At 67.4% G+C, this 25,196-nt stretch carries 20 protein-coding genes; 14 read left to right on the forward strand and 6 right to left on the reverse strand.

The window, feature by feature from the left end:
* Positions 1–55: 55 nt before the first annotated feature.
* The gene (locus tag BBX35_RS10495; RefSeq protein ID WP_067219528.1) at positions 56–1,027 is read right to left on the reverse strand and encodes an SDR family oxidoreductase; all 972 of its coding nucleotides are present in this window, start codon (positions 1,025–1,027) and stop codon (positions 56–58) included.
* A gap of 298 nt (positions 1,028–1,325) precedes the next feature.
* On the opposite strand from BBX35_RS10495, the gene BBX35_RS10500 reads away from it, so the two are divergent.
* Positions 1,326–2,969 (forward strand): sensor histidine kinase, encoded by a 1,644-nt coding sequence (locus tag BBX35_RS10500; protein ID WP_171901430.1) that lies wholly within the window; start codon positions 1,326–1,328, stop codon positions 2,967–2,969.
* A 94-nt stretch (positions 2,970–3,063) separates the two neighbouring features.
* Complete coding sequence (locus tag BBX35_RS10505) at positions 3,064–4,065, forward strand: DNA topoisomerase IB (protein WP_067219532.1); 1,002 nt, start codon at positions 3,064–3,066, stop codon at positions 4,063–4,065.
* Positions 4,066–4,161: 96 nt separating this feature from the next.
* Here BBX35_RS10505 and BBX35_RS10510 read toward each other — a convergent pair whose 3' ends face one another.
* The 5 genes from BBX35_RS10510 to BBX35_RS10530 form a co-directional block, all read right to left on the reverse strand.
* Entirely contained in the window at positions 4,162–4,353 is a 192-nt protein-coding gene (locus BBX35_RS10510; protein WP_067219535.1) for a LapA family protein, read from the reverse strand.
* Between the two features lie 249 nt (positions 4,354–4,602).
* Positions 4,603–6,291 (reverse strand): ABC transporter permease subunit, encoded by a 1,689-nt coding sequence (locus tag BBX35_RS10515; RefSeq protein WP_067219537.1) that lies wholly within the window; start codon positions 6,289–6,291, stop codon positions 4,603–4,605.
* On the reverse strand, positions 6,288–7,346 hold the full coding sequence (locus tag BBX35_RS10520; protein ID WP_067219539.1) for a putative 2-aminoethylphosphonate ABC transporter ATP-binding protein: 1,059 nt from the start codon (positions 7,344–7,346) through the stop codon (positions 6,288–6,290). Before BBX35_RS10520 ends, BBX35_RS10515 begins: the two co-directional genes overlap by 4 nt.
* Before the next feature lie 170 nt (positions 7,347–7,516).
* Positions 7,517–8,524 (reverse strand): ABC transporter substrate-binding protein, encoded by a 1,008-nt coding sequence (locus BBX35_RS10525; RefSeq protein WP_067219542.1) that lies wholly within the window; start codon positions 8,522–8,524, stop codon positions 7,517–7,519.
* Positions 8,525–8,660: 136 nt separating this feature from the next.
* Entirely contained in the window at positions 8,661–9,440 is a 780-nt protein-coding gene (locus BBX35_RS10530; protein WP_067219543.1) for a DeoR/GlpR family DNA-binding transcription regulator, read from the reverse strand.
* A gap of 280 nt (positions 9,441–9,720) precedes the next feature.
* On the opposite strand from BBX35_RS10530, the gene BBX35_RS10535 reads away from it, so the two are divergent.
* From BBX35_RS10535 to BBX35_RS10590, 12 genes are all read left to right on the forward strand, one after another.
* Positions 9,721–11,124 carry an ABC transporter substrate-binding protein gene (locus tag BBX35_RS10535; RefSeq protein WP_171901431.1) on the forward strand — a complete coding sequence of 468 codons (1,404 nt, stop codon included), beginning with the start codon at positions 9,721–9,723 and terminating at the stop codon, positions 11,122–11,124.
* Positions 11,125–11,126: 2 nt separating this feature from the next.
* Positions 11,127–13,262, forward strand: a complete 2,136-nt coding sequence (locus BBX35_RS10540) for an ATP-binding protein (RefSeq protein WP_083206193.1) — start codon at positions 11,127–11,129, stop codon at positions 13,260–13,262.
* A complete protein-coding gene (locus BBX35_RS10545) occupies positions 13,249–14,604 on the forward strand; it encodes a sigma-54-dependent transcriptional regulator (RefSeq protein ID WP_208979813.1) in 1,356 nt (451 codons plus the stop codon). The genes BBX35_RS10540 and BBX35_RS10545 overlap by 14 nt, the downstream gene beginning before the upstream one ends.
* 261 nt (positions 14,605–14,865) lie before the next feature.
* Positions 14,866–16,149, forward strand: coding sequence for an ABC transporter substrate-binding protein (locus BBX35_RS10550; RefSeq protein WP_067219973.1), 1,284 nt, complete (start codon positions 14,866–14,868; stop codon positions 16,147–16,149).
* A gap of 96 nt (positions 16,150–16,245) precedes the next feature.
* Positions 16,246–17,976: an ABC transporter permease gene (locus BBX35_RS10555; RefSeq protein ID WP_083206194.1), complete on the forward strand. Its 1,731-nt coding sequence runs from the start codon at positions 16,246–16,248 to the stop codon at positions 17,974–17,976.
* Between the two features lie 15 nt (positions 17,977–17,991).
* Positions 17,992–19,101: an ABC transporter ATP-binding protein gene (locus BBX35_RS10560; protein WP_067219551.1), complete on the forward strand. Its 1,110-nt coding sequence runs from the start codon at positions 17,992–17,994 to the stop codon at positions 19,099–19,101.
* Positions 19,102–19,403: 302 nt separating this feature from the next.
* Positions 19,404–20,468, forward strand: coding sequence for a LacI family DNA-binding transcriptional regulator (locus BBX35_RS10565; RefSeq protein WP_067219554.1), 1,065 nt, complete (start codon positions 19,404–19,406; stop codon positions 20,466–20,468).
* Between the two features lie 64 nt (positions 20,469–20,532).
* Complete coding sequence (locus BBX35_RS10570; RefSeq protein ID WP_171901437.1) at positions 20,533–21,495, forward strand: ABC transporter substrate-binding protein; 963 nt, start codon at positions 20,533–20,535, stop codon at positions 21,493–21,495.
* Positions 21,496–21,613: 118 nt separating this feature from the next.
* Complete coding sequence (locus BBX35_RS10575) at positions 21,614–22,417, forward strand: ABC transporter permease (RefSeq protein ID WP_067219558.1); 804 nt, start codon at positions 21,614–21,616, stop codon at positions 22,415–22,417.
* A 4-nt stretch (positions 22,418–22,421) separates the two neighbouring features.
* Positions 22,422–23,213 carry an ABC transporter permease gene (locus BBX35_RS10580; RefSeq protein ID WP_067219561.1) on the forward strand — a complete coding sequence of 264 codons (792 nt, stop codon included), beginning with the start codon at positions 22,422–22,424 and terminating at the stop codon, positions 23,211–23,213.
* Entirely contained in the window at positions 23,210–24,238 is a 1,029-nt protein-coding gene (locus BBX35_RS10585) for an ABC transporter ATP-binding protein (RefSeq protein ID WP_067219564.1), read from the forward strand. Before BBX35_RS10580 ends, BBX35_RS10585 begins: the two co-directional genes overlap by 4 nt.
* Positions 24,239–24,265: 27 nt before the next feature.
* Positions 24,266–25,075 (forward strand): phosphodiesterase, encoded by an 810-nt coding sequence (locus BBX35_RS10590; RefSeq protein ID WP_067219565.1) that lies wholly within the window; start codon positions 24,266–24,268, stop codon positions 25,073–25,075.
* Positions 25,076–25,196 lie beyond the last annotated feature (121 nt).

Consider the following 25,196-nt stretch of genomic DNA (forward strand, 5'->3'; position numbering starts at 1 on the left):
AAGTCCGGACGAAACGAACGGGGCGGCTTCGGCCGCCCCGTTTGCGTTCGTGTTCTCAGCCGCCGACCACGGGCAGGATTTCACCGGTGATGTAGCTGGAACAGTGGGGCGAGGCGAGGAACACATAAGCCGGCGCCAGTTCCTCCGGCTGCGCCGGGCGCTTCATCGGCACCGAACCGCCGAACTGGACGATCCTGTCGGCCGGCTGGTCGGACGGGTTCAGCGGCGTCCAGACCGGGCCCGGTGCGACCGCGTTCACCCGGATGCCGCGCGGCAGCAGCTGCGAGGCCAGCGACTTGGTGAAGGCGTGGATCCCGCCCTTGGTGATCGCGTAGTCGAGCAGCTGCGCCTTGCCCTCCAGACCGACCACCGACCCGGTGTTGACGATGGCCGCGCCGGACTTCATGTGCGGCACCGCCTCGCGGCACATGTGGAACAGGCCGTGCAGGTTGGTCTCGATCGTCTCCTCGAAATGCGCCGTCGTCAGGTCCTCGATGGCATCGGCATGGACCTGGAAGGCGGCATTGTTGACCAGCACGTCCAGCCGGCCGAACGTGTCGACGGTCTTTTCCACCAGCTGTGCGCAATAGGCCGGGTCGCGCACGTCGCCCCGGCTCATCAGGCAGCGGCGGCCTTCCTTCTCCACCATTTCGGCGGTGTCCTTGGCGTCCCGGTCTTCGCTCAGGTAGGAGATCACTACATCTGCTCCCTCCCGGGCGAAGAGAATGGCGACGGCGCGCCCGATGCCGGAATCCCCGCCGGTGATGATCGCCACCTTGTCGGCGAGCTTGCGCGAGCCTTCGTAATAGGGCGCATCGCACATGGGCGGGGGATCGAGCGCCCATTCGGCGCCGGGCTTGGGCTGGTGCTGCTCCGGCAGCGGCGGCTCGGGATAGGTCCTTGCACCGGCCTGCATGGCGCCGCCGTTTTCATGTCTCCTGCCGCTGGTCGTATCGATATCGTCCTGGATCTTGCGCTGGCGTTCTGCCGTCGCCTCCGTGGTGGCCTTGCGGTTAGGTGTTGCCATTTCGTGCTCCTGCGGTTGGGGGAGAGCCTCTCGAACCGCAGGGCGACGGCGAATGTTCCTTTGTTCACAGGCTTGCAAAAAAGCCGATATGGTCAAGTCGCTATTTTACTAGTACGTTTTGCAACGGATCGGGGGTGAACGTTTAGCCGGAAAGGGGTGCTGGCTGTCGGGCGCATGGGGCATGTGCAGACGCAGACGGCATCGGACACGTTTGCGCAAATTATCTTCTGTATTTTCTCTGGCGCCACCAACGGCGTCCATCACGTCATATCTGACGTTTCTGGCGGCTGCCATCGCCGTGCCCCTGATCGCGTTCGCAACCTTCCTCTTTGTCGAGGTCGAGGCGAACGAGAGAAAGGAGCTGCGCGAGCGGGCGACCACCGACGCGCGTGCGCTCGGGCGCATCGTCGAACGTCACCTGACGGACATGACGTCGACATTGCGGCTGCTTTCGGTGTTTCCGGAGCTGGAGGACGGCGACCTCCAGGGCTTCCAGAACCGGACGCAGCACATCCTGTCGTCGCATTCCATGTATCTCATCCTGCTGCAGGAAAACGGCCAGCAGCTGCTCAACACACGCGTTCCCTATGGCACGCCGCTTGGTCTCACCTCCAATCCCGACACGCTGGCCAAGGCTCTTGCCAGCGGCAAGACCACCGTCTCCGACATCTTCTTCGGCAAGACGAGCGGCGAGTGGGTGTTCAACGTCACCATGCCGCTGCCTGAGCCTCTGCGCGGTGTCGCGGCCGCGCTCATCCTGACCCAGGGCACCGATCAGGTTCAGGCCGTCCTGTCGCGCGAGATGATCCCGCCCGGCTGGAGCGCCGCCGTCATCGACCAGAACGACATGGTCATCGCCTCCAGCGGGGCCAATGGCCTGCCGGTCGCGATCCCCTTTCCCGACGCCCTGCATCGCGGGTTCGCCGGTTTCAGCGACTCCATGGAGTTCGAGCAGGACGGCGAGGCGATGGTGAGCGGCTACGCCCGGCTGCCGAATTTTCCCTGGGTGGTTGTCGTCTCCGGTCCCGTCGCGTCGGTTCAGTCGTCCCTCGTGTCCTGGAAGCTGCTGCTGTTCGGCAGCATCGCCTTCATCGCCATGAGCATGCTGCTCGCCTATCTCGTCGCCCGCCAGCTCAGCCGTTCCGTGCGGCAGCTTTCGCGCATGGCGGAGCGGATGGGGCGCGGCGAAATCGTCGCGCCGCTCGAGACGAGGGTGAGCGAGGTCAACCAGATCGCCGTCGCCCTGTGCAACGCCTCCTTCGACCGCAGCGAGGCCGAGAACCGCGTCCACCTGCTGCTGCGCGAACTCGTCCACCGCACCAAGAACGTGCTCACCCTGGTGCAGGCGATCCTGCGGCAGATCGCGCGCCAGTCCGCCACCAAGGAGGAATTCCAGGAGGCGGCGGACAGCCGGCTGCAGGGCCTTGCCCAGTCGGTCGAGCTGCTTGCCCAGGAAAACTGGTACGGCGTGTCGATGCACAGCCTGATCGACCAGCACCTGACGACCGTCGGCGTTTCGCCCGACCAGCGGGCGATCGAGGGCGAGGATTTCGTCCTCGGCGTCAGCGCGGTGCAAAATCTCGGCCTGGTGCTGCACGAGCTTGCGACCAATTCCATCAAGTATGGCGCGCTGCAAAGCCCGCTCGGATGCGTCCGCATCTCGTGGGCCGCTGCCGGCGACCGGCGCGACGAGCCGGGCATGCTGCTGGAATGGCGTGAGGAGGGCGGACCGCCCGTCATCAAGCCGGAGCGGACCGGCTTCGGCTCGGTGATCATCGAGCGTCATGCGGCTGCGGCCTTTTCCGCCAGCGTGACGCTGGAGTACCGGCCGGACGGCCTCTACTGGTCGCTGCACGCGCCCTGGTCGGCGCTGCGCAAGGAGGGAAGCTCGAACCCGCTCGACGCGGTTGCCGAGAACCTCACCCACCGGGCGGCGGAATAGCCGGCCGAAAAAGGTCGGTGCGGAACCTGGCTGGTGCGCCGGCGTTGTCGTTTTCGTGACGACACCGCCCGATGGGCCACCTTGGAAACGCACGATGGGCACCCTCGCATATGTCACCGACGAGGAGCCGGGCATCCGGCGCCGCAGGCGCGGGCGCGGTTTTTCCTACGCCTTGCCGGACGGCGCGCCGGTCCGGGACCCGGAGACGCTGGATCGCATCGCCGCACTGGCGGTGCCTCCGGCCTGGCGCGAGGTCTGGATCTGTCTCGATCCGCAAGGCCACCTGCAGGCGACCGGGTTGGACGACCGCGGGCGCAAGCAGTACCGCTACCATCCGGACTGGGAAGAGGAGCGCCGGGCGCTCAAATACGACAGTCTCCGGGAGTTCGGCCGGGCGCTGCCGCGCATCCGGCGCCGCGTCCGCCAGGATCTCCAGCGGGAGCTTCCCAGCGCCGAAGCGCTGCTGGCGACGATGGTCTCGCTGATCGACAAGACGCGGATCCGGGTCGGCAAGCGCCGCTACGCGAAGGAAAACCGCACCTATGGCGCCGCGACGCTGTTGAAGAACCATGTCGAGCTGGCCGAGGATGGGGTCGTGCGACTGCGCTTTCGCGGCAAGGGCGGCACGGTCGAGGAATACGAGTTGCGGGACCGGGCGCTGTTCGAGGCGCTGGACGAACTCACCGAGATCCCGGGGCGGGAGCTGTTTGCCTGGCGCGACGAGGCGGGCGAGACCTGCCGGATCGAGACCGGGCGGCTCAACGCCTATCTGTCGGAGATTGCCGGCGTCGGCACCAGCGCCAAGATGTTCCGGACCTGGGGCGGCAGCGTCGCGGCCTTCGAGGCGGCGCGGACGGCCCTGCTCAAGGACCAGGCCTTGCGGGTCAAGTCGATCTGCGATGCCGCCGCCTCCGTGCTGCACAACACGCCGGCGGTCTGCCGCACCAGCTACGTCCATCCGGCCGTGCTGTCGCTTGCCGGGGACGACCGGGAGACAATCGTCTCCGGTCTTCAGCGCGCCGGCTCGGCCCGCGGTCGCTCCGGCCTCCTCGCCTCGGAGGCCCGCTTCCTCGCCTTCCTCGACGAGGCGGCCTGAAGCGGATGGAGATGCGCTTATCCCCGGGCGCCGCGAGACTCGTCCCCGCGCAGGCACGGGCAGGGCTGGACAGGGACGGGCGCGCCGTCCCGTCGCTCAGTATTCCGGCGGTTTCGTTCGGTCGCCTTCGGTGGCGTCCTTGCGGTACATCTCCTTCGTCACCTGCTCGCCGTGCGGGCGCTCGGCCCGCTCGGTGCGGTTGCGCCGGCGCATCAGGGCATAGAAAAAGAACAGGCCCATGATCACGGGCCCGCCGAAGACAACAAGCAGCCAGAGGGATTCGGCCATGTCGGAACTCCTGTCGTGGAACCGACCTAACCGGTCGGAAGCCACGAGGTTCCGTCATTTTTCCAAGGGGAGCGGGCCAGGACGCGTTTTCGAGACGGGTTTCTCGAAAATCGGCGATTTCAGCGCGGAATTTTGCAAAATCCGTCTCGAAATTTCTCAAGTTTGTTGCGCAAGGGGGACAAGTCGTGCCCGGCCTGCGGACGCAAGAGGCCAAGCCCTTGCGTCCGTTTCTCTTTCCCGCGCGCGCGTCTAGCGGATCAGGGTGACATTCTTGGCGCCGGCCAGCCACAGGATCGTTCGCACGATCAAGAGGCAGCCGATCACGATCGCCATGATACAGACCGAAAAGGCGGCCGCCTGGTTGACCGCGCCCCGGTCGGAGAGCTGCAGCACCGAGACCGCGGCGAGCTGCGTCGACGGCGTCACCAGGAAGATAACTGCCGAGAGCGAGACCATCGTGCGCATGAAATAGAACACCCCGACGCCGAGCAGCGTCGGCCACAAAAGCGGCAGCGTCACCTTGCGCAAGGTGGTCAGCGTGCTGCCTCCCAGCGTTGTCGAGGCCTCGTCGAAGACCGGGCCTATCTGCTTGAGACTGGTCGAGGAAATGAGGAAAGCGTGGGCGTGGTTGTAGTAGACGCTGAGGATAACGATCAGCGTGAAACTGCCGTAGAGCACGTTCAGCGGGTTGGCCGGATCGTTGAAGGTCAGCACGTAGCCGAGGCCCAGGACCATGCCGGGGACGGCGGCCGGCAGGATCGCCAGCAGCGACAGCGGACCGGTGAGAGGGTTCTTGAACTTCTGCACCACGATGGCGGTGAGACCGGTGATCGCGACGCCGAGAATGGCGGTGGCCAGCGAGACGCCGACGCTGTTCCACAGCGGCGCCGTACCGTTCTGGACGTCGAACTCGTAGTGCTTCAGCGTGAAGCTCATGTTGTAGGGCCACAGCCGCACGAAGCTCGCCACCACGACGATGACAAGGACGCTGAGGATCAGCGACACGACCGTGTAGGCATAGAGCGAGAAGGCGAGGTCGCGGCCGCGGGACGGCTTTGTTTCCAAGGGCTTGGACTGGGCGGTGACCAGCGCGTGCTGGCGGCTGGAGATGCGCTTCTCGATCAGCTTGGCGAGGATAGCCGGCACCAGGAGGACGATGCCGATCACCGCGCCGAGGCCGAATTGCGCCTGCCCGATGACCTGATTGTAGACCTCGGTGGCGAGCACGCTGAAGTCGCCGCCGATCACCATCGGGTTGCCGAAGTCGGTCATCACCAGGGTGAAGACGACGAAGATCGCCGCCGCCAGACCGAAGCGCGTCGCCGGCAGCGTCACGTCCCGGAAGATCCGCGCCGGCCCCGCGCCGAGCGTTTCCGCGCTCTCGTAGATGCGGGCATCGGCGACCGCAAGCGCCGCGGACAGGATCAGGTAGGCATAGGGAAACGCATAGAGCGCATTGGCGATGGCCGTTCCCCAAAAGCCATAGATATCAATGTCGAAGCCGAGGAAGCGGTTGAGAACGCCGTTGCGGCCGAGCAGGAGGATAAGTCCCTGCGCCTGCACCAGCGAGGGCGCGAACAGCGGCGTCAGCACCGCGATCCGCAGGAACGGCTTGAACGGGATAGCGGCGCGCTGCAGGGCATAAGCGTAGAAATAGGCAAGGCCGACGGCGGCCAGCGTCGCGGTCAGCGACATGGAAATGCTGTTGAGGACCAGCCGCCAGAAGCGCTCGGCGCCGAAGGTTTCGGTGAAGTTGCCGATGCCGAAACCGCTCGGTGTCTCGAAACCGCGCAGCAGGATGCCGGTCAGCGGCAGCAGCAGGAACAGCAGGATCGGGATCGCGGCGAGTACCGACAGGCCCATGGTGATCGAGCGGTCGCTGGCCCAGCCGGCGGCCTTGCCGGCCCGTTGCGGCTCGCGTGCGGCCGACACGCTCATGACAGCACCCGCAGCGCATCGGCGGGGAGAGAGACGGCCAGCCGCGTGCCGGTTTCCGGTACGGTGGCAGTGCCGTGCAGCTCGGCGACAATGGCGGTTTCCGGACGGTTTTCCGGTGCCAGCTCGACGCGGGTGATGTTGCCGAGGAAGGAAACCGAGCGCACGTCCACCGCGAGGATATTTTCGCCGCTCGCTCCTCGCTCCCGCAAGGCGACGGCCTCGGGGCGGATGCCGAGCGCGGCGGCGGTGGCCGCGTTCGCCGTGCCGTTTGCGAGGGTCGCCACCGCCAGCGGCGTGCCGGCGAAACGGTAGCTTCCGGCTGCGCCGGGATCGAGCGGCAGCACGTTCATGCGGCCGATGAAGTCGGCGACGAAAGCGGTGGCCGGTTCGCGGTAGAGCTGCTGCGGCGTGCCGATCTGCTCGATGCGGCCCTTGCTCATGACGACGATCAGGTCGGCCATGGCCAGCGCCTCTTCCTGGTCGTGGGTGACCATGATGGTGGTGATGCCGAGGCGCTTCTGCACCGCGCGGATCTCGATGCGCAGCTCCTCGCGCACCTTGGCGTCGAGCGCTGACAGCGGCTCGTCGAGCAGCAGCGCGGACGGATCGGGTGCCAGCGCACGGGCGAGCGCGATGCGCTGCTGCTGGCCGCCGGACATTTGCGAGGGCAGCTTCTCGGCCTGGTCGGCGAGATGCACGAGATCGAGCATCTCTTTGATTCTATTTTGCATTCTCGGCTTGTCCCAGCGGCGGCATTCGAGCCCGTAGCCGACGTTGCGGGCGGCCGTCATGTTGGGAAACAGCGAGTAGGACTGGAAGACGACGCCGAAATTGCGGTTGCGCGCGGGGATCGAGGACAGGTCGGACTCGCCGAGGCGAATGCTGCCGCCATCGGCCTCCTCAAGCCCGGCGATGACCCGCAGCAAGGTGGTCTTGCCGCAGCCCGAGGGGCCGAGGAAGCAGACGAAGGAGCCCTGGGCCACCTCGAGCGAGACATGGTCGAGCGCGGTCAGCTTGCCGAAGCGCTTGACGAGATCGTGGATCGAAAGGTCCATGGGGCTTTCCCTGCGGGCGTGTTTTTTCAAAGGAAGGCGGCAGCCGGCGCCCGTCCGCCAGGGGGCGGCGCCGGCGGCATCGGATCACGAGGCGGGGCGGCTTACCCGGCGGTCCCGCGTGATGCGCAAGACCGCCGGAATGCCCTTACGAGTTTCGGCTCAAGCCGTTCTCAACGCTCGTACTTTTCCTGCCAGGTCTGGACGATCCGGGCGCGCTCCTCGGCGGCTGCCTTGAAGTCGACCGGGAAGAGCACCTTCGACACGTCTTCCGGCAGGCCGGCAGAGGTGAAGCGCTCGGGCATCTTGCCGCCCGGCACGGTGACGATGGCCTTCCAGTCGTAATAGGCGTTGGCGGCCTGCTCGCTGAGGGTCCAGTCGAGGAACCGCTTGGCGGCGTCCTTGTTCTTGGAGCCGGCGACAAGGGCGTTGGCCTCCATCTCGTTGCCGGCGCCCTCGGACGGAACGACGAGCGTGATCGGATAGCCTTCCTCGATGTTCTTGACGGCGCGCAGGCCGAACGAGGCGCCGACCGTGTACTCGCCGGCCGACGCGGCGTTGCAGGGCCGCGAGCCCGACTTGATGTACTGGGCGACGTTCTTGTCGAGCTTGTCGAGGAACTCCCAGCCCTTCTCTTCGCCCATCAGCTGCAGCAGCGAGTTGATCTGGATGTAGCCGGTGCCGGAACTGGCCGGGTTGGGCATGACCACCTCGTCCTTGAAGGACGGGTCCGTCAGATCGGCCCAGGAGGTGGGCATCTTCAGGCCCTTGTCCTTCAGCCGCTCGTTGTTGACGCAGAGCGCGGCCATGTAGCCGGTGACCGCGAACCACTTGCCGTCGGGATCGCGGAACCGCTCGGGAACCTGGTCGATGCCGGCCGGCTTGTAAGCCTCCAGACCCTCGAGGATCTGCGGATTGACCATCGAGGTCACGGCAAAGCCCCACAGCACGTCGTGCTGGGGATTGGCCTTCTCGGCGATGATGCGCGCAGCCAGGTCGCCGGTCGACAGGCGCAGCATGTTCACCTCGAGATCGGGAAGCGCCTTCTTCGCCTCCTCGAGGAAGGCCGCGGCCTCGTCCTCCTCATAGGACGTGTAGACCGTGATCGTGTCGGCCATTGCCGTGCCCGACAGCATGATCGCTGCAAGGGCGGCCAGTGCGGACCTCTTTGTCAGGTGCATCTCGGTTCTCCTCTGTTCGAAAGGCAACATTTTTCTTTTTGTGACATTTAACGCTCAAATGGCGCGGCTTCACAACAGTCTAAATACAAGTTTCGAGATTTTTTAGCCGCCGAACGGATTTCCGGCGAGCTTGCGATCACGCAATGTGCAGCCTGACCTCAGATGAGGCAAGGATCTGTTGCAGTGCACCTTGCGGCGCCGCGTCGGTCACGAGGTCAGAAACCTCGGTCACCGGTCCCAGATGCACCAGTGCGGTGCGGTAGAACTTGCTGGAATCGCTCGCAAGCAGTGTCGAGCGTGCCTGACCGATGGCCGCACGCACGATCGACACCTCGTTCTGGTCGTCGTCGCCCATGCCGCCATCCTCGGCAATGCCGCTGACGGCGATGATCGCCACGTCGAAGCGGAAGCGGCGAATGAACTCCGCGATGTCCTCGCCCATCACGCTGCCGGCGACGTTCTGGACGAAGCCGCCGGGAACCGCGACGGTGAAGTCCGTCCGGTCGATCAGGGTGACTGCGGCGCGAAGGCCGTAGGTGACGACGCGCAGAGCGGTGCGTTCGCACAGGGCCTCGGCCACAGCCTCACAGGTCGAGCCCGTGTCGAGGAAAACCGAGGCTCCGTCCGGCACCAGCTCGGCGACCCGCCGTGCGATGCGGCGCTTGGCGCTGGCCCGGTCGACACGGCGCTGGCGGTAGGTGTGGGCGTCGATGGGGCTCGCCAGCGCGACGCCGCCATGGTGGCGCCGTACGCGGCCGCTCTCGGCCAGTTCGCCGATGTCGCGGCGGATCGTCTGGGACGTCACGGCGAAGCGCTGGGTCAGTTCCTCGACCGAGGCATAGCCGGATTTCTCCAGGAAGCTCATGACTTCCTGCTGGCGCAGGGTCTTCTTCTTGGGGTTTTCGTCCGTCCGCATCCGCTGTTTCTCTTGCCGCCCCCGGGTCCCTCGACGATCCGCCGATCGCCCCTCGGTTTCGCTGTTTTGTTCGAAATCGAACATTTGCTCGTTGCAAATAGGGGCACGGTCCGGCCGACAAGGCAAGCCTGCGCAAAAATTCCCATGGTGGAAGAGCGGGGCGACATGCCTTGAAGAGCCGGCTTGCTTGTGGCCAAATGCCGGCAATCGTGATCGCCGTGACCGGCATTTCGGGCCCTGCGGAGGAGCAGTCGGCGCCGGACCGGACACAGGAAGGACAATGAAACCCTCACGTCTTGCAGTCCGGTCCGCCCCGGGAGGAGGGGGCGGCCGCCCGTGGACGAGCATTGCCGGACTCGTTGCCGGACTGCTCGCGCTCGCCCTTGCCCTGCTGCCCCGCCCTCTTGCCGCACAGGATGCGAGTGCGCCCGCCGGAGCTCCGGCCGGGCCGCCGACCATCGTGCTGACGTCCTATCCCGAGCCGTTCGCCAAGGCGGTCGGGGCCGCCTATGCGCGCACGCATCCCGGCGAGGAGCTGCGCTTCCTGCACAAGTCGACCCACGCGATCATCGAGCATGTGACGAGCGAGCGCCTGCCGCGCGCCGACGTGGTGTGGACCAGCTCGCCGATCGCCATTGCCGAGCTTGCGCGCGCGCGGCTGCTGGCGCGGCCGGAGCGGGCGGGCGAGGCGGCGACGAGCGGGCCGGAGCCTTCGGCACCGCGGCTTCATGCCTTCGCCTATTCGCAGCTCGGCATCATGTGGCGGCCGGATCTCGTCCGCGCCAAGGGGCTGCCGGTGCCGACCGACCTGCAATCGCTGCTGGCGCCGGACTATGCCGGCATGGTCGCGATGTCCGCGCCGGCGCGTTCGGGCACGACGCTGCTCTTCGTCGAACTGGTGCTGCAATCGCTCGGCTGGGACGAGGGCTGGGCCTATCTGCAGCAACTGGCCGGCAACCTGGCAACGGTGACGGCGCGGTCCTTCGGCGTGCCGGAGGGGCTGGCGCATGGCCGCTTCCCGGTCGGCATCGGCGTCGGCTTCCTTGCCCGCACCCAGCAGACGAACGGCGAGCAGCTCGCCTTTCTCGCCGCGCCCGAGGACGTGATGCTGCCGGCCGGCGTTGCGGCGCTCAGCACGGCCCGCCATGCGCAGGGCGCGCGCCGTTTCGTCGGCTTTCTGCAAGGGGACGCGGGACAGGCGCTGCTGGCCGATCCGCAGGTGGCACGCATCCCGCTGGCCGCCGCCCGGCAGGCGACCCCCTTCGAGGAGCGGTTCGACTATCTGCTCGCCTCCACCCGGCGCGACGTGGTGGTGGCGCTGTTCGACCAGCTGGTGACCTACCAGCTCGACGAGCACCGGCGGTTCTGGCGCCGCTGGCGCGAGGTCGGCGCAATGGTTTCGGGAGAGGGTGATGCTGCGCGCGAGGCGCGTGCCTTGCTGGGTCAGGCCTATCGCCGGGCGACCGGCGTGCCGGTGCGCGCCTTCATGGCGCATGATCCGGCATTGGTGCGGGTGTTCTCGCCCGGCGGCCCGGAACGGCTGGAAAACCGCGCCTTTCGCGAGCGGCTGATGGAGAGCTGGCACCGGGAGACGCGCGAGCGGCTGGCCGAGGCGGGCGCCCTGGTCGAGCAGGCGCAGCGCCGCATGGCGGCCGCTGTCGCCGTTTCGCCGGCACAGCAGTGACGATGGCTATGCAGGACGGTGGGCAGGACGGCGGGCAGGACGGTCGGCAGGACCGCGTTTCCCCGCGGCCGGAGCGGCTGCATTCCTTCATCGGCTTCCGCCTGATCGCGGCGCTGGCGATCATCGCGACGGTCGGCATCGGCACGGCGGCGCTCTCGGTCTACGTCTTTTCCAGCTACGGCGAGACGGTGAGCGATCTCGTCGCCATCGAAAGCGGGCGGCAGGCCGACATTTCGCGCTTCGCCGAGGTGGCGACGGGCATTCGCGCCGACATGCCGCGCCTCGTTTTCGCCCGCAGTACGGAAACCCGGCAGGAAAGCCGGGCGCGGCTCGAGGCGGCGGTGGCGAGCCTTGCCGATCTGCTGGAGCGCATCGGCCGCACGCTGAGCGACGAATTGCCGGGCAGTGCGGACCTGGCCGCCGACCTGCCGCAGGCGCTCGCCGCCGACATCGCCCGGATCGACGGGAATGTCGCCCGGCATCTGGAGATCCGCCAGCAGGTGGATGCGCTGGTCGTGCGGCTCAACCGCCTGCACGACGAGGCCCTGCGCGAGATCGAGCCGCTGATCGTCGACACCGACTTCAACATCCGCGTTGCGCTGGACGCGATGGAGGGCGCGGCACCGGCCGCCGAAGGCGCGGCCCCGCAGACCGAGCTGCTGGAAGGCGAGCTGAGCTTTGCCGAGACGCTGTGGAGCGCGCATGCCCACGTGAACCTGCTGATCGGCAAGCTGTTGCGCGTTGCCCAGGCGCAGGACCGCGACGTGATCGAGCTGCTGCGCCAGGACGTCGGCGAGGCGGTGGCCGGCACCGGCGACATGGTCTCGCTGCTGGCGCAGGCGGCAAGCACCGTGACCCTGCGCCAGGCGCTGGCGGATATCGCAAGGCTCGGCGCGCCGGGGGGCGAGCTGTTCGACCTGAAGCTGAGCGAGGCGGCGCTGGCGGGCGAGAGCGCGGTGATCGTCGACGAGGCCGGCGACAAGCTCGACCGGCTGTCGCGCCTCGTCAGCGGGGCGGTTGCCTCCGCCGGCCGGCGTTCGGTCGAGGCGGCGGCGTCCGCGCGCGATGCGCTGGCGCGCGGCACGGTGCTGCTGCTCGGGCTCGGCGGCTTGCTGGCGGTGGTGGCGCTGGTGGTCGGCTGGCTGACGGTCGGCCGGCAGTTCATCCCGCGCCTGTCCAGTCTGCTGAAATCCATGCGGGCCATCGCGGAAGGCGAGCTCGACGCGCCGGTCAACGTCACCGGGCGGGACGAGATGGGCCAGCTCGCCGATGCGCTGCGCACGCTGCAGGGGCGCAGCCAGCTCGCCCGGCGGCGGCGGCTGGAGCTGGTGGAGATCAACGAGCGGCTGACCCACGAGATCGGCGAGCGCCGGCAGGTGGAGGCCAAGCTGCTGGAGACCCAGGAGGAACTGGTGCAGGCGGGCAAGATGGCCGCGCTCGGCCAGCTGTCGGCGGGCATCGCGCACGAGTTCAACCAGCCGCTCGCCGCCATGCGCTCCTACCTGCACAATGCGCGGCGCTATCTCGATCAGGCCAACACGGGCAAGGTGCAGGAGAAGCTGGAGCAGGTCTCGGGCCTGGTGCTGCGACTGGCCGACACGTCCAACCACCTGAAGACGCTGGCGCGCCGGCGCACCCGCGAGGCGGCAAGCTGCGATCCGGCGCCCATCGTGTTGCGGGCAGCGGAGCTGTTCCGCATGCAGCCCGGCGCGGCGCGCATCGCCTTCGACCTGCCGCAGGAGGCGGGCGGGCCGATGGTGCGGGCCGATGCCAACCGGCTGGAACAGGTGCTGATCAACCTCATCGGCAACGCGGTCGACGCGGTGGAGGCCAGCGAGGCGCCGCGGGTCGCCGTCGCGGTGCGGGCGGCCGGAGACCGGGTGGAGATCGAGGTCGCGGACAATGGCTGCGGCATTCCCGAAGGTGTGCTCGCCAAGGTGTTCGACCCGTTCTTCACCACCAAGGGGCCGGGCCGGGGGCTTGGTCTCGGCCTGTCGATCTCCTACAACATCGTCCGCGATTTCGATGGGAGCCTGCGCTTTGCTCCCGCCGAGGGCGGCGGCACGCGTGCGATCTTGGAATTGCACCGGGCGGACGAAGGGCAGGAGGCAAGGGACGCGGCGAATGGCGGGATCTAGGGACATTGGCGGCACAGTGGTGCTGGTCGACGACGATCCGGCGGTGCTCGAGGCCATGCGCGAGACGCTGGTGCTGGAGGGCTACACCGTGCGTGCCCATGGCGAGCCGCTGTCGGCGCTTGCCGGGCTCGACAGCCGCTTTGCCGGCGTCGTGATCTCGGATCTGCGCATGCCCGAAATGGACGGGCTGGAGCTGATGGCACGGGTGCATGCCATCGATCCGGCGATCCCCTTCATCCTGGTGACCGGCCATGGCGACGTGCCGCGCGCGGTCGAGGCGATGCGCTCGGGCGCCTTCGACTTTCTGGAAAAACCGGCCGATCCCGACTACCTGATCGCGCTCGCCGCCAATGCCCTGCGGCTGAGGGCGCTGGAGCTCGACAACCGGCGCCTGCGCGGCGAACGCGCGGCGGATCGCGAGATCTCCGGCGTTCTCATCGGCATCTCGCGGGCGATGGCGCTGCTGCGCGACGAGGTGCTGGCGGTGGCGGCGGCCGATGTCGACACGCTGATCCACGGCGAGACCGGCACGGGCAAGGAGCTGGTGGCGCGGTGCCTGCACCGCTTCAGCCCGCGCGGGCAGGGCCAGTTCGTCGCGATCAACTGCGGCGCGCTGCCGGAGAACCTGATCGCCAGCGAGCTGTTCGGCCACGAGGCGGGCGCCTTCACCGGCGCGGTGAAGCGGCGGATCGGCCGGTTCGAGCATGCCTCGGGGGGAACGCTGTTTCTCGACGAGATCGAGAGCATGCCGCTGCACCTGCAGACCCAGCTCCTGCGCGCGTTGCAGGAGCGGGCCATCGAGCGGGTCGGCAGCAACGAGCCGGTGCCCATCGACGTCAAGGTGGTGGCGGCGACCAAGGTCGACCTGCGCGAGGCGGCCGATGCGGGCACGTTCCGCGAGGACCTGTTCTATCGCCTCAACATGGCGGAGATCCGCATCCCGCCCTTGCGCGAGCGGGCGGAGGACATTCCCGTCCTCTTCCGCCATTTCGCGGGCGAGGCGGCGGCCGCGCGCCAGCGCGAATGCCCGGCAATCGCGCCGGCGGTGATGGCCGGGCTGATCGGCGAGCGCTGGCGGGGCAATGTGCGCGAGCTGCGCAACCGGGCCGAACGGCTGGCGCTGGGCCTCGGCTCCCGCCAGCCGGCAGGCGGAAGCGGGGCGGCGGCCAGCCTGCCGGAGCGGCTCGACAGTTTCGAGGAAGCGGCGATCCGCGAGGCCATCGAGGCCTCGTCCGGCAACCTGTCGGCGGTCGCCCGACAGCTCGGCATCCCGCGCAAGAAGCTCTATCTCAGGATGGAAAAGCTCGGCATCGAACTGCCCGAGCGCGGCATCAGCAGTTGAGTCGATTTCGACTCAACTGCTGACGCCCGGCTGAGTCATTTCCGGAACAGTCCTGGCTGCGGTCCTCGGCGGATTGTTTTTCTATTCGGTTGAAATCATTGAATTATCGGATTTCTCGGCCGGACTTCCGGTTCTGGCACGGCATTTGAGAGGGGAAAGGGCACCGGCCGGCAAAGGCCGGATCCATTGGGAGGAATACAAGTGAGCTCTTTTGCCCTGAAAGCAGCCGCGGGAGCGGCCGCTCTGTTCGCGAGCGTGTCCATGACGACGCTCGCGCTCGCCAGCGACAAGCTGACCATCGTCACGTCCTATCCTGCCGACGTCACCGACGTCTACAAGAACGCCTTCGAGCAGGCCAACCCGGGCGTCACCGTCGAGGTGGTCAACAAGAGCACCAGCTCGGGCGTGAAGTTCCTGAAGGAAACCACGTCGAACAATTCCGCCGACATCTTCTGGGCGTCGGCTCCCGACGCGTTTGAGGTGCTGAAGGCCGACGGCCTGCTGGTCAAGTACACCTCGTCGGTCGAGGGCCTGCCGGAGAAGATCGGCGCCTATCCGATCAACGATCCGGATGGCTTCTACACGGGCTTCGCCCTGTCGGGCTACGGCATCATGTGGAACACCCGCTACGCCCAGTCCTACGGCATCGAGCCGGCGAAGCAGTGGTCCGACCTGACCAAGGCCGAGTATTTCGGCCATGTCGGCATTTCCTCGCCCTCGCGCTCCGGCACCACGCACCTGACGATCGAGACGATCCTGCAGGGCGAGGGCTGGGAGAAGGGCTGGGAGCAGATCAAGTGGATCGGCGGCAACTCCTACACCATCACCGAGCGCTCCTTCGGCGTGCCGGACGGCGTCAACACCGGCTCCTTCGGCTTCGGCGTGGTGATCGACTTCTTCGGCTTCTCCTCTCGCTCCTCGGGCTTCCCGGTCGATTTCGTCTATCCGGACGTGACCGCCCTGGTGCCGGCCAATGTCGGCGTCGTCACCAACGCGCCGAACGAGGACAATGCCAAGAAGTTCGTCGACTTCCTGCTGTCGGCGAAGGGCCAGGAGCTGCTGCTCGACCCGAAGATCATGCGTCTGCCGGTCAATCCGGAAGCCTATGCCAACGCGCCCGAGGGCTTCCCGAACCCGTTCGTCGGCGACACGATCAAGGCCAGCGTCAGCTTCGACAGCGAAGCCTCCAAGGCGCATTACAACGCGGTCAACGCGCTGTTCGACAGCATGATCACCTATCGCCACAAGGAGCTGGCCGCGGCCGTGAAGGCCATCCACGAGGCCGAGGCGGCCGTGGGTGACGGCGGTTCGCAGGCGGCCAAGGATCTGATTGCCGAGGCGCGCGCCCTGGTGGCCTGGACCCCGGTCGACCTGGAGACGGCGAACGATCCGGCCTTCGGCGCCATCTTCACGACCAAGCGCAAGAGCGAGGACGACAAGTCCAGCGGCCGTCAGGCCGAGGTCGAGCAGGAGTGGGACGCCCGCATCGTCGAGAACTATGCGAAGGCGGTGGACCTGGCCGAAAAGGCGAAGTCCGCGAACTGACGCAAGACCAGCGTCTGCGGGCGGTCCCGGCACGGGATCGCCCGCCCCGGTTCCTTCAGTCCCACACAACCCGCCCGTTGATGAGGAGGACCGCGCATGGCTGCGCTGTCGACCGTCCCTTCGCGTGCAAGTTTCGGGCAGCGCATATCCTGGGGGCCGCTGACGGCCGCGCTCGGTATCCTGCTCTTCCTTGTCGCTTTCCTGATCCTGCCCGTGGCGATGGTGATCTATGTCGCCTTCACCGATCCCGGCAGCGGCCAGCTGACGCTTGCCAACTTCATGGACTTCTTCCGGAGCGCGCTGTTCCGCGAGTCCTTCTACAATTCCTTCTACGTGGCCGCGATGTCGGTGGTGCTGGCCACCATCTTCGCCCTGCCGCTCGCCTACATCACCTCGCGCTTCAACTTCCGCGGCGCGGTGCTGATCCAGACGCTTGGCTTCGTTCCGCTGATCATGCCGCCCTTCATCGGCGCGGTGGCGATGCAGCTGCTGTTCGGCTCCAACGGCAGCGTCAACCTGCTGCTGCGCGACTGGTTCGGCATCACGCTGCCCTTCATGGAGGGGCTGAACGGGGTGATCCTCGTCCAGTCGATCCACTACTTCCCCTTCATCCTGATCAACCTGTCGGCGAGCCTTCGCAACATCGACCGGTCGATGGAGGAATCCGCGCAGATGCTGGGCTCGCACGGCATGCGGCTGTTCCGACGCATCGTGCTGCCGCTGGCCATGCCCGGCTACATCGCCGGCGCCTCGCTGGTCTTCGTCAAGGTGTTCGACGACCTCGGCACGCCCCTGCTGCTGAACGTCAACAACATGCTGGCGCCGCAGGCCTACCTGCGCATCTCCTCGGTCGGCATCTCCGACCCGATGGGCTACGTGATCTCGGTCATCCTCATCGTCTGCTCGATCTTCGCCATGTGGGTGTCGATCAGCGCGATGCGCGGCAAGGACTATTCCACCACCCAGAAGGGCGGCGGGGGCCTGTCCAAGCGGGATCTCGGCGCACTGGAAACGGCCGGCTGCTATCTCGTGGTGCTGGCGCTGCTGGCCATCGTGCTGGCGCCGCATATCGGCCTTCTGCTGCTGTCGCTCGGCACGGTGTGGTCCTTCTCGGTCCTGCCAGACGGCTTCACCACCGAGCACTATGCGGTGGCGGTCAACAAGGCCTGGCCCTTCATCAAGAACACGCTGCTCTATGCCGGCATCGCCGCGCTGATCGACGTGCTGCTGGGCACGGCCATCGCCTATCTGGCGGCACGCACGACGCTGATCGGGCGCAAGTGGCTGGACTATATCGCCATGGCCGCGCTCGCGGTTCCCGGCGTCGTGCTCGGCATCGGCTATCTGCGCCTGTTCTACAGCGTCGACATGCCGTTCACCGGTGCGCCTCTCGCCACATGGTGGGGCATCATCGTCATCGCGCTGGCGACACGGCGCCTGCCTTACGCGCTGCGCTCGTGCTCGGCGGCGCTGCAACAGGTGAGTCCGTCGCTGGAGGAGGCCTCGGAAAACCTCGGTGCTCCGAAGGTGCGCACGGTGCGCAGGATCGTGCTGCCGCTGATGGCCGCCGGTCTCGTCGCCGGCTTCGTCACCAGCTTCGCGACGGCCGCCGTCGAACTGTCGGCGACGATCATGCTGGTGGCGCAGGAAAGCGACGCGCCGCTCGCCTACGGCCTCTACCTGTTCATGCAGTCGGCGGCGGGGCGCGGTCCCGGTGCTGCCCTCGGCGTGATCACGGTCGTGATCGTCGGCCTTGCCACCTACTTCGCCCAACATCTCGTGGAGAAGGCGCGACGGGAGCAATCCGCGTCCGCCGGCTCGCACTGACAACGGAGCACGATCATGCTTCAAGCGATTGAGACCACCGGTCAGTCCGGGACCTCCGGCGGCGCGACGCCGATCCGGATCCGCAACCTGACCCTGTCCTTCGGCACCACCAAGGTGCTCAAGGGCATCGACCTCGATATCGGGGCCGGCGAGTTCTTCGCCTTCCTCGGCCCGTCCGGCTCCGGCAAGTCGACCCTGTTGCGGGCGATCGCCGGTTTCGGCCCGCGGCCGAGCGGCGAGATCCTGCTGGGCGAGCGCAACGTCATCGGCTTGCAGCCCTGGAAGCGCGATGTCGGCATGGTGTTCCAGAGCTATGCGCTGTGGCCGCACATGACCGTTCGCCAGAACGTCGCCTACGGGCTGGAGGAACGGCGCCGGCCGGCGGAGGAGATCCGCCGCCGGGTGCGCGAGGCGCTGGAGCTCGTCGGGCTCGATGCCTATGCCGACCGCTATCCCTCGCAGCTGTCGGGCGGCCAGCAGCAGCGTGTGGCGCTGGCCCGCACCGTGGTGATCGAGCCCAAGGTGCTGCTGCTCGACGAGCCGCTGTCCAATCTCGACGCCAACCTGCGCGTCCAGATGCGGCAGGACCTTCTGGCCCTGCAGCGGCGGCTCGGCATCACGACGATCTTCGTGACCCACGACCAGGAAGAGGCGAACACGATCTGCGACCGGATCGCGGTGCTGTCGGACGGGGTGGTGCAGCAGGTCGGCGAGCCCGACCATGTCTACGACCAGCCGGCCAACAGCTTCGTGGCGCGGTTCCTGGGCACCGCCAACATCCTCGACGGCCACGTGATCGTACGCGACGGCGCCTGCCGCTTCGTGCTCGACGAGCGCTCGTCGATCCCGCTGCAGGGGACGCATGGCGAAGGCGAGGCGAGCTTCGTGCTGCGGCCGCGCGGGCTGGAATTCGCCGATGGTGGCGCTGGAGAGATCGCCGGGACGATTCCTGGCACCATCTCGGGCAGCGAGTTCCTCGGCGACACGATTCGCTACTTCGTCGAGATCGGCGACCGCTCGGTGCTGGTGGACGAAGTGCACCGGCGCGGCGGCGACCGGCGTGCAGCCGGCACCAAGGTGATGCTGCGCGTGGTGCCGGGGCAGGGCGTGATCCTCGCCCGCTGAGGGAGAGCACTTCGCGCAAGATCATGGCGCCGTCCGCGGACGGCGCCATTTTTTGTTTCGAGTTTTTTCGCCAGGGCGTGCCCGTTCGCGCCCTGCGCCAACCCTCCAGAAATCTGCCAAGGCCTTGATACGTCAGGCGCGGCCGCCGTTTCGGCCGCTTCGGAGGGCGGGGCTGCCTGCGTCTTGGGCAGGCCCTTGCTTTCATCAAACTGACATTTGCACGCTGTATGTGTAATGGAAACGTTTCCATTTTCCGATTTCGGCGGTATTGTACCGATCCGTAGCCGGCTTGGGAGGGACTGGTGAAAATTCGACCACCTACGATCAAGGATGTGGCAGAGCGCGCCGCTTGCGGTATCGCGACGGCCAGCCGCGTCCTGAACGGACGGGGGTCGACGAGCGAGAAGACGCGCGAGAAGGTGCTCGCCGCCGCCGCCGAACTCGGCTTCGAGTTCAGCGATCTCGGCCGCTCCCTGCAGAGCAGCACGACCCGCACGATCGGCTGCGTGGTGCCCTCGCTCGCCAATCCGGTGTTCGCCGATGTGGTGCAGGCCGCCCAGGCCGAGGCCAACCGCGCCGGCTATCAGCTCATCCTTGCCTGTTCCGACTACGATGCCGAGCTGGAAAGCCGGGCGATCCGCACCCTGCTCGCCAAGCAGGTCGACGGGCTGATCGTCACGGTCAGCAATGTCGACGACAGCGAGGGGCTGCAGCAGGTGACGGCGCGCGGGGTGCCTTGCGCGCTGGTCTACAACCGCCCCTGCGAAGGCTTTCCGGCCTGGACGGTCGACAACCGGGCGGCCGCGGCCGCCGTTGCGCGGGAGTTCTCCCGGCTCGGCCATCGGCACACCGGTTTTCTGGCGCTGGAATTCGGCCGCTCAGACCGCTCGCGCGAGCGTTTCGAGGGCTTCGCCGAGGCCTGCGCCGCGCTCGGCATGGCGCCTCCCGTGCTGCTGGAGATCGCCGAGCAGGAGGGCCAGCTGCTGGAGCTGCTGCGCGCGCTGCTGGCGGCCAACCGGGACGTCACCGGCATCTTCGCATCGAACGACTATCTGGCGCTCGCGGCCATGAAGGCGGCGCGAGGCCTTGGCATGCGCATTCCCCAGGACCTGTCGATCGTCGGTTTCGACGGCATCTCGACGGGCCTGATGGTGGAGCCGAACCTTGCCACCGTGGTGACCGATCCGCGGGCGATGGGCGAGGGGGCGGCACGAACCGTCCTGGCACGGCTAGCCGGCAAGACGCCGCCGGCGCGGCCGGATCCGGCCAGGACTTTCAGTTTCCGGCAGGGCGGCAGTCTCGGACCGCCGCTGCCGGGAAACACAGACGGCGGAGAAGCGGCAACTTCCCCGCCGTCGAGACAGTAACCCGAGCTACCGAACCGCAGGAGTCACCGCCGTGAAACATATGCTTCTTGCAACCGCAATGACAATGGTTGCCGTTTTGCCGGCTCAGGCCGAAGACGCTGTTTGCTATAACTGTCCGCCGCAATGGGCCGACTGGAGCTCGATGCTGAAGGCCATCGACGAAAAGCTCGGCGTCAAGATGCCGCACGACAATAAGAACTCGGGTCAGGCGCTCAGCCAGCTGCTGGCCGAGAAGGCGAGCCCGGTCGCGGACGTCGCCTATTACGGCGTGACCACGGGCATCAAGGCGGGCAACGAAGGCGTCGTCACGCCCTACAAGCCGGCCGGCTTCGACGAGATCCCCGCCGGCCTCAAGGATGCCGACGGCCGCTGGTTCGCGGTCCATTACGGCACGCTCGGCTTCTTCGTGAATGTCGACGCGCTGGGCGGGGCCCCGGTGCCGCAGTGCTTCGCCGATCTGAAGAAGCCGGAATACCGCGGCATGGTCGGTTATCTCGACCCGTCCTCGGCCTTCGTCGGCTATGCCGGCGCCGTGGCTGCCAACATCGCCTTCGGCGGCGACCTGACCAACTTCGATCCGGCGATCCAGTTCTTCAAGGAGCTGGCGCAGAACGATCCGATGGTCCCCAAGCAGACCTCGTTCGCCCGCGTCGTCTCCGGCGAGATCCCGATCCTGTTCGACTACGACTTCAACGCCTATCGCGGCAAGTACGAGGAGGACGGCAATTTCGAGTTCGTCCTGCCGTGTGAGGGCTCGATCCGCGTTCCCTACGTCATGAGCCTCGTGGCCGGCGCGCCGCATGAGGAGACGGGCAAGAAGGTGCTCGACTTCATCCTCTCCGACGAAGGCCAGGCGATCTGGACCAACGCCTACCTGCAGCCGGCCCGTCCGGTCGAACTGCCGGCCGATGTTGCCGCCAAGTTCCTGCCGGCCTCGGACTACGAGCGGGCCGTCGCGGTCGACTATGCCGAGATGGAAAAGGCCCAGGCGACCTTCGGCGAGCGCTACCTGAACGAAGTCAAGTAACGCTGCCATCCTCCCATGGGGGCCGGGCGTGCGGCAACGCGCGCCCGGCATCCGTGGTTCTCGCCCGCGTGCCGGTTTCGGCGCGGGCTTTCCGACATGAACATGACGACGGACCGCCATGGCCAATCGCACTTTCATTGCGCTCTGCCTGCTGCCGCTCGCCGTCTTCTCGCTCGCCTTTCTTGCCCTGCCCCTGGTGCGGCTGGTGATGGCGTCTGGCGAGGGGGCCGAGGGCTGGGGCATCTACCTGCAGATCCTGCAGACACCGCGCTATCTCCAGACGCTGCTGCAGACGGTGCTCGTCTCGCTGGCGGTGAGCGTCGTGGCACTCGCGATCTCCACCACCGCGGGGCTGTTCCTGGCCCGCAATCGCTTTCCCGGACGCGGCGCGCTGCTGTCGATTCTGACCCTGCCGCTTGCCTTTCCCGGCGTGGTGGTCGGCTTCCTGATCATCCTGCTGGGCGGCCGCCAGGGCCTGTTCAACATGATGCTGCCGGGCCATGTGGTCTTCGCCTATTCGCTGCTCGGCCTGTTCCTGGGCTATCTCTACTTTTCGATCCCGCGCGTGCTGCTGACGGTGATGGCAGCGACGGAGAAGCTGGATCCCTCGCTGGAGGAAGCCGCGCGCACGCTCGGCGCCTCGCCCTACCGGATCATCTTCGACGTGATCCTGCCCGGACTGGCGCCCTCGCTGGTCGCAGCCGGCGCGATCGCCTTCGCCACCGCCATGGGCGCCTTCGGGACGGCCTTCACGCTGGCGACCGACATCGACGTGCTGCCGATGGTGATCTACACCGAGTTCACCCTGTCGGCGAACATCGCCATGGCCTCGGCCCTGTCGGTGCTGCTCGGCATCGCCACCTGGGTGCTCTTGCTGCTTGCGCGCAGTTTCGCGGGTGCCACCGTCGCGGCGGGGGGCTGATGCGATGCGTTTGACCCTTCCCCGGTTCCTGCAGCTTGCCGTCACCCTGCTGACGGCGGCCTTCCTCATCGTCCCGGCGATCCAGTCGATCCTTGCCGGCCTCACCGTCAACTATTTCCGCGGCCTGTCGTCGGGCATGACCCTGCGCTGGGTCGACGAGGTGTGGCGGCTCTATGCGGACAGCATCCTGCTGTCGATGGGCCTTGCCATCGCCTGTCTTGCCGTCACGCTGGTGATCGGCGTGCCGGCGGCCTATGCGCTGGCCAAGAACCCCGGCCGCATGTCGCGGGTGCTGGAGGAGTTCATCTCGCTGCCGCTGGCGGTGCCGGGCCTGGCGCTGGCGCTCGCCCTGCTGCAGCTCTACGGCTCGATGACCGGCTTCCGCACGTCGTGGACCTTCATCCTGGTCGGCCACGTGCTCTACACGCTACCCTTCATGGTGCGCTCGGTGCTGGCCGTGCTGATGGCGATGGACCTGAAGTCGCTGGAGGAAAGCGCGGCAACGCTCGGCGCGTCCGCCGCCACGCGCTTCCGCACCATCGTCGTGCCCAATGCCATGCCGGGCATTCTCGCCGGCGCGCTGACCGTGGTCACGCTGTCGATCGGCGAGTTCAACCTGACCTGGATGCTGCACACACCCTATCTGAAGACGCTGCCCGTGGGCCTGGCCGACAGCTACGCCTCGATGCGCCTGGAGATCGCCTCGGCCTACACGCTCGTCTTCTTCGTGATGATCGTGCCGCTGCTGATGGCGATGCAGTGGGCCACCGACAGGGCACAGAGGATTTCCCGATGACGCTGACCATTCGCAACGCCAGCAAGACCTATCCCGACGGCACCCGTGCCCTGCTGCCGACCGACCTCACCGTCGGCCAGGGCGAGATCCTGTCGCTGCTCGGCCCCTCGGGCTGCGGCAAGACCACGCTGCTGCGCATCATCGCCGGTCTCGAGACGCCGGATGCCGGCACCGAGGTGCGTTTCGACGAGGAGGACGTGACCCGTTTTGCCGTCGAGCACCGCAATGTCGGCATGGTGTTCCAGTCCTACGCCCTGTTCCCCAACATGTCGGTCAGGGCGAATATCGGCTACGGCCTCAAGGTGCGGAAGGTGCCGAAGGCCGAGCGCGAGCAGCGCGTCGACGAGGTGCTGGCCCTGTGCCGGCTCGGCGACTATGCCGAGCGTGCGGTGACCGCGCTGTCCGGCGGCCAGCGACAGCGCGTGGCGCTGGCCCGTGCCATGGCGCCGCGCCCGCGCATCCTGCTGCTCGACGAGCCGCTGTCGGCGCTCGACGCGGCCCTGCGCGACAGCCTGCGCGACGAGCTCGCCGCCATGCTGCGCCAGTTCCGCATCACCGCCGTCTTCGTCACCCACGACCAGGCGGAGGCGCTGGCCATCGCCGACCGTATCGCTGTGATGTCGCACGGGCAGATGCAGCAGGTCGGACCGCCGGAGGAGCTTTACCGCACGCCGGCCTCCTCGTTCGTCGCCCGCTTCATCGGCAATGCGATGCCGCTGCCCGGCTCCATCGTCGACGGCCATCTGATCCTGCCCGGCGGCCACCTGCCGCTGCCGGCTGGCGCGGCCGGTGTCGAGGTCTTCGTGCGGGCCGAGGACGTGCATCTCGACGAGGCCGGCCCGCTTTCCGGCACGGTCGAGACCGTCGCCTTCTCCGGCGGCCATTACCGCATCGGCATTGCCGGCATCACGGGCGAAACGCTGTTCGCCACCCATCCGGGCCGGCAAGCGCCGCGTCCGGGCGATAGCGTGCGCGTGCGCATCGATGCCGACGACCTTCTCGTTCTTCCCCAGGACCGCTCGTAAATCCCAGCTCAGGGACCTGTTCTTCGCATGACCAAGATCATCCAGATTTCAGACATCCACATCGTTCCCGAAGGCCAGCTGGCCTACGAGAAGGTCGACACCGCCGCAGCGCTTGCCGAGACGGTCGCCACCATCAACCGCTGGCTGCCGGCCATCGGTCCGGTGGCGATGGTCATCGTCACCGGCGACGTGACCGAGCACGGCACCGACGAGGAATACCGCCGGTTCCAGGAAATCATGGCGCCGCTGCAGCTGCCCTGGCGCGCGGTGCCGGGAAACCACGACGCCCGCGAGCCGATGCGCGCCAGCCTGGCCGCCAGCGGCTGGATGCCGGAGAGCGGTCCCATCGACTGGGTGGCCGAGTTCGACGACCTCGCGGTGATCTGCCTCGACACGCTAGTCGAGGGGCGTCCGCATGGCGAGCTGGCGCCCGCGAGCCTGGAGACCCTGTCGGCGCGTCTTGCGGTGTTCGGCGACAAGCCGGTGCTGCTCGGCCTGCACCATCCGCCGATCACCTCCGGCATCGCCGCAATGGACGCCAACAACCTCCACAATGCGGGCGCGCTGCGCGACGTGATCGCCGGCTACAAGGGCGAGGTGCGAATCGTCTGCGGTCACCTGCACCGCTCCATCGCCGGTCTTGTCGACGGGCGCATCTGCCAGGTCTGCCCCGGCACCTCGCATGCGGTGACGCTCGACCAGCGCGCCAATGCCGGCAACAGCCTGACGGTGGAGCCGGGCGCGATGATGCTGCACGAGCTGCGCGACGGCGTGCTGCTCAGCCACTGGATCCCGGTCGGCCGCTTCGACGGGCCGCATCCGTTCCTCGGCGTCTGAGACTGCGCTGCGCACCTCCGGGCGCACAGGATCGGAGATCGATCTGAAACACACGACATCGGCCCGAAAGCCCATTGCGGTTTTCGGGCCGATTGCATGAGGCGGGTGCGCCGGCGCCCGG

Origin of the sequence: Stappia indica (assembly GCF_001696535.1) — a bacterium.
Taxonomy (GTDB): domain Bacteria; phylum Pseudomonadota; class Alphaproteobacteria; order Rhizobiales; family Stappiaceae; genus Stappia; species Stappia indica.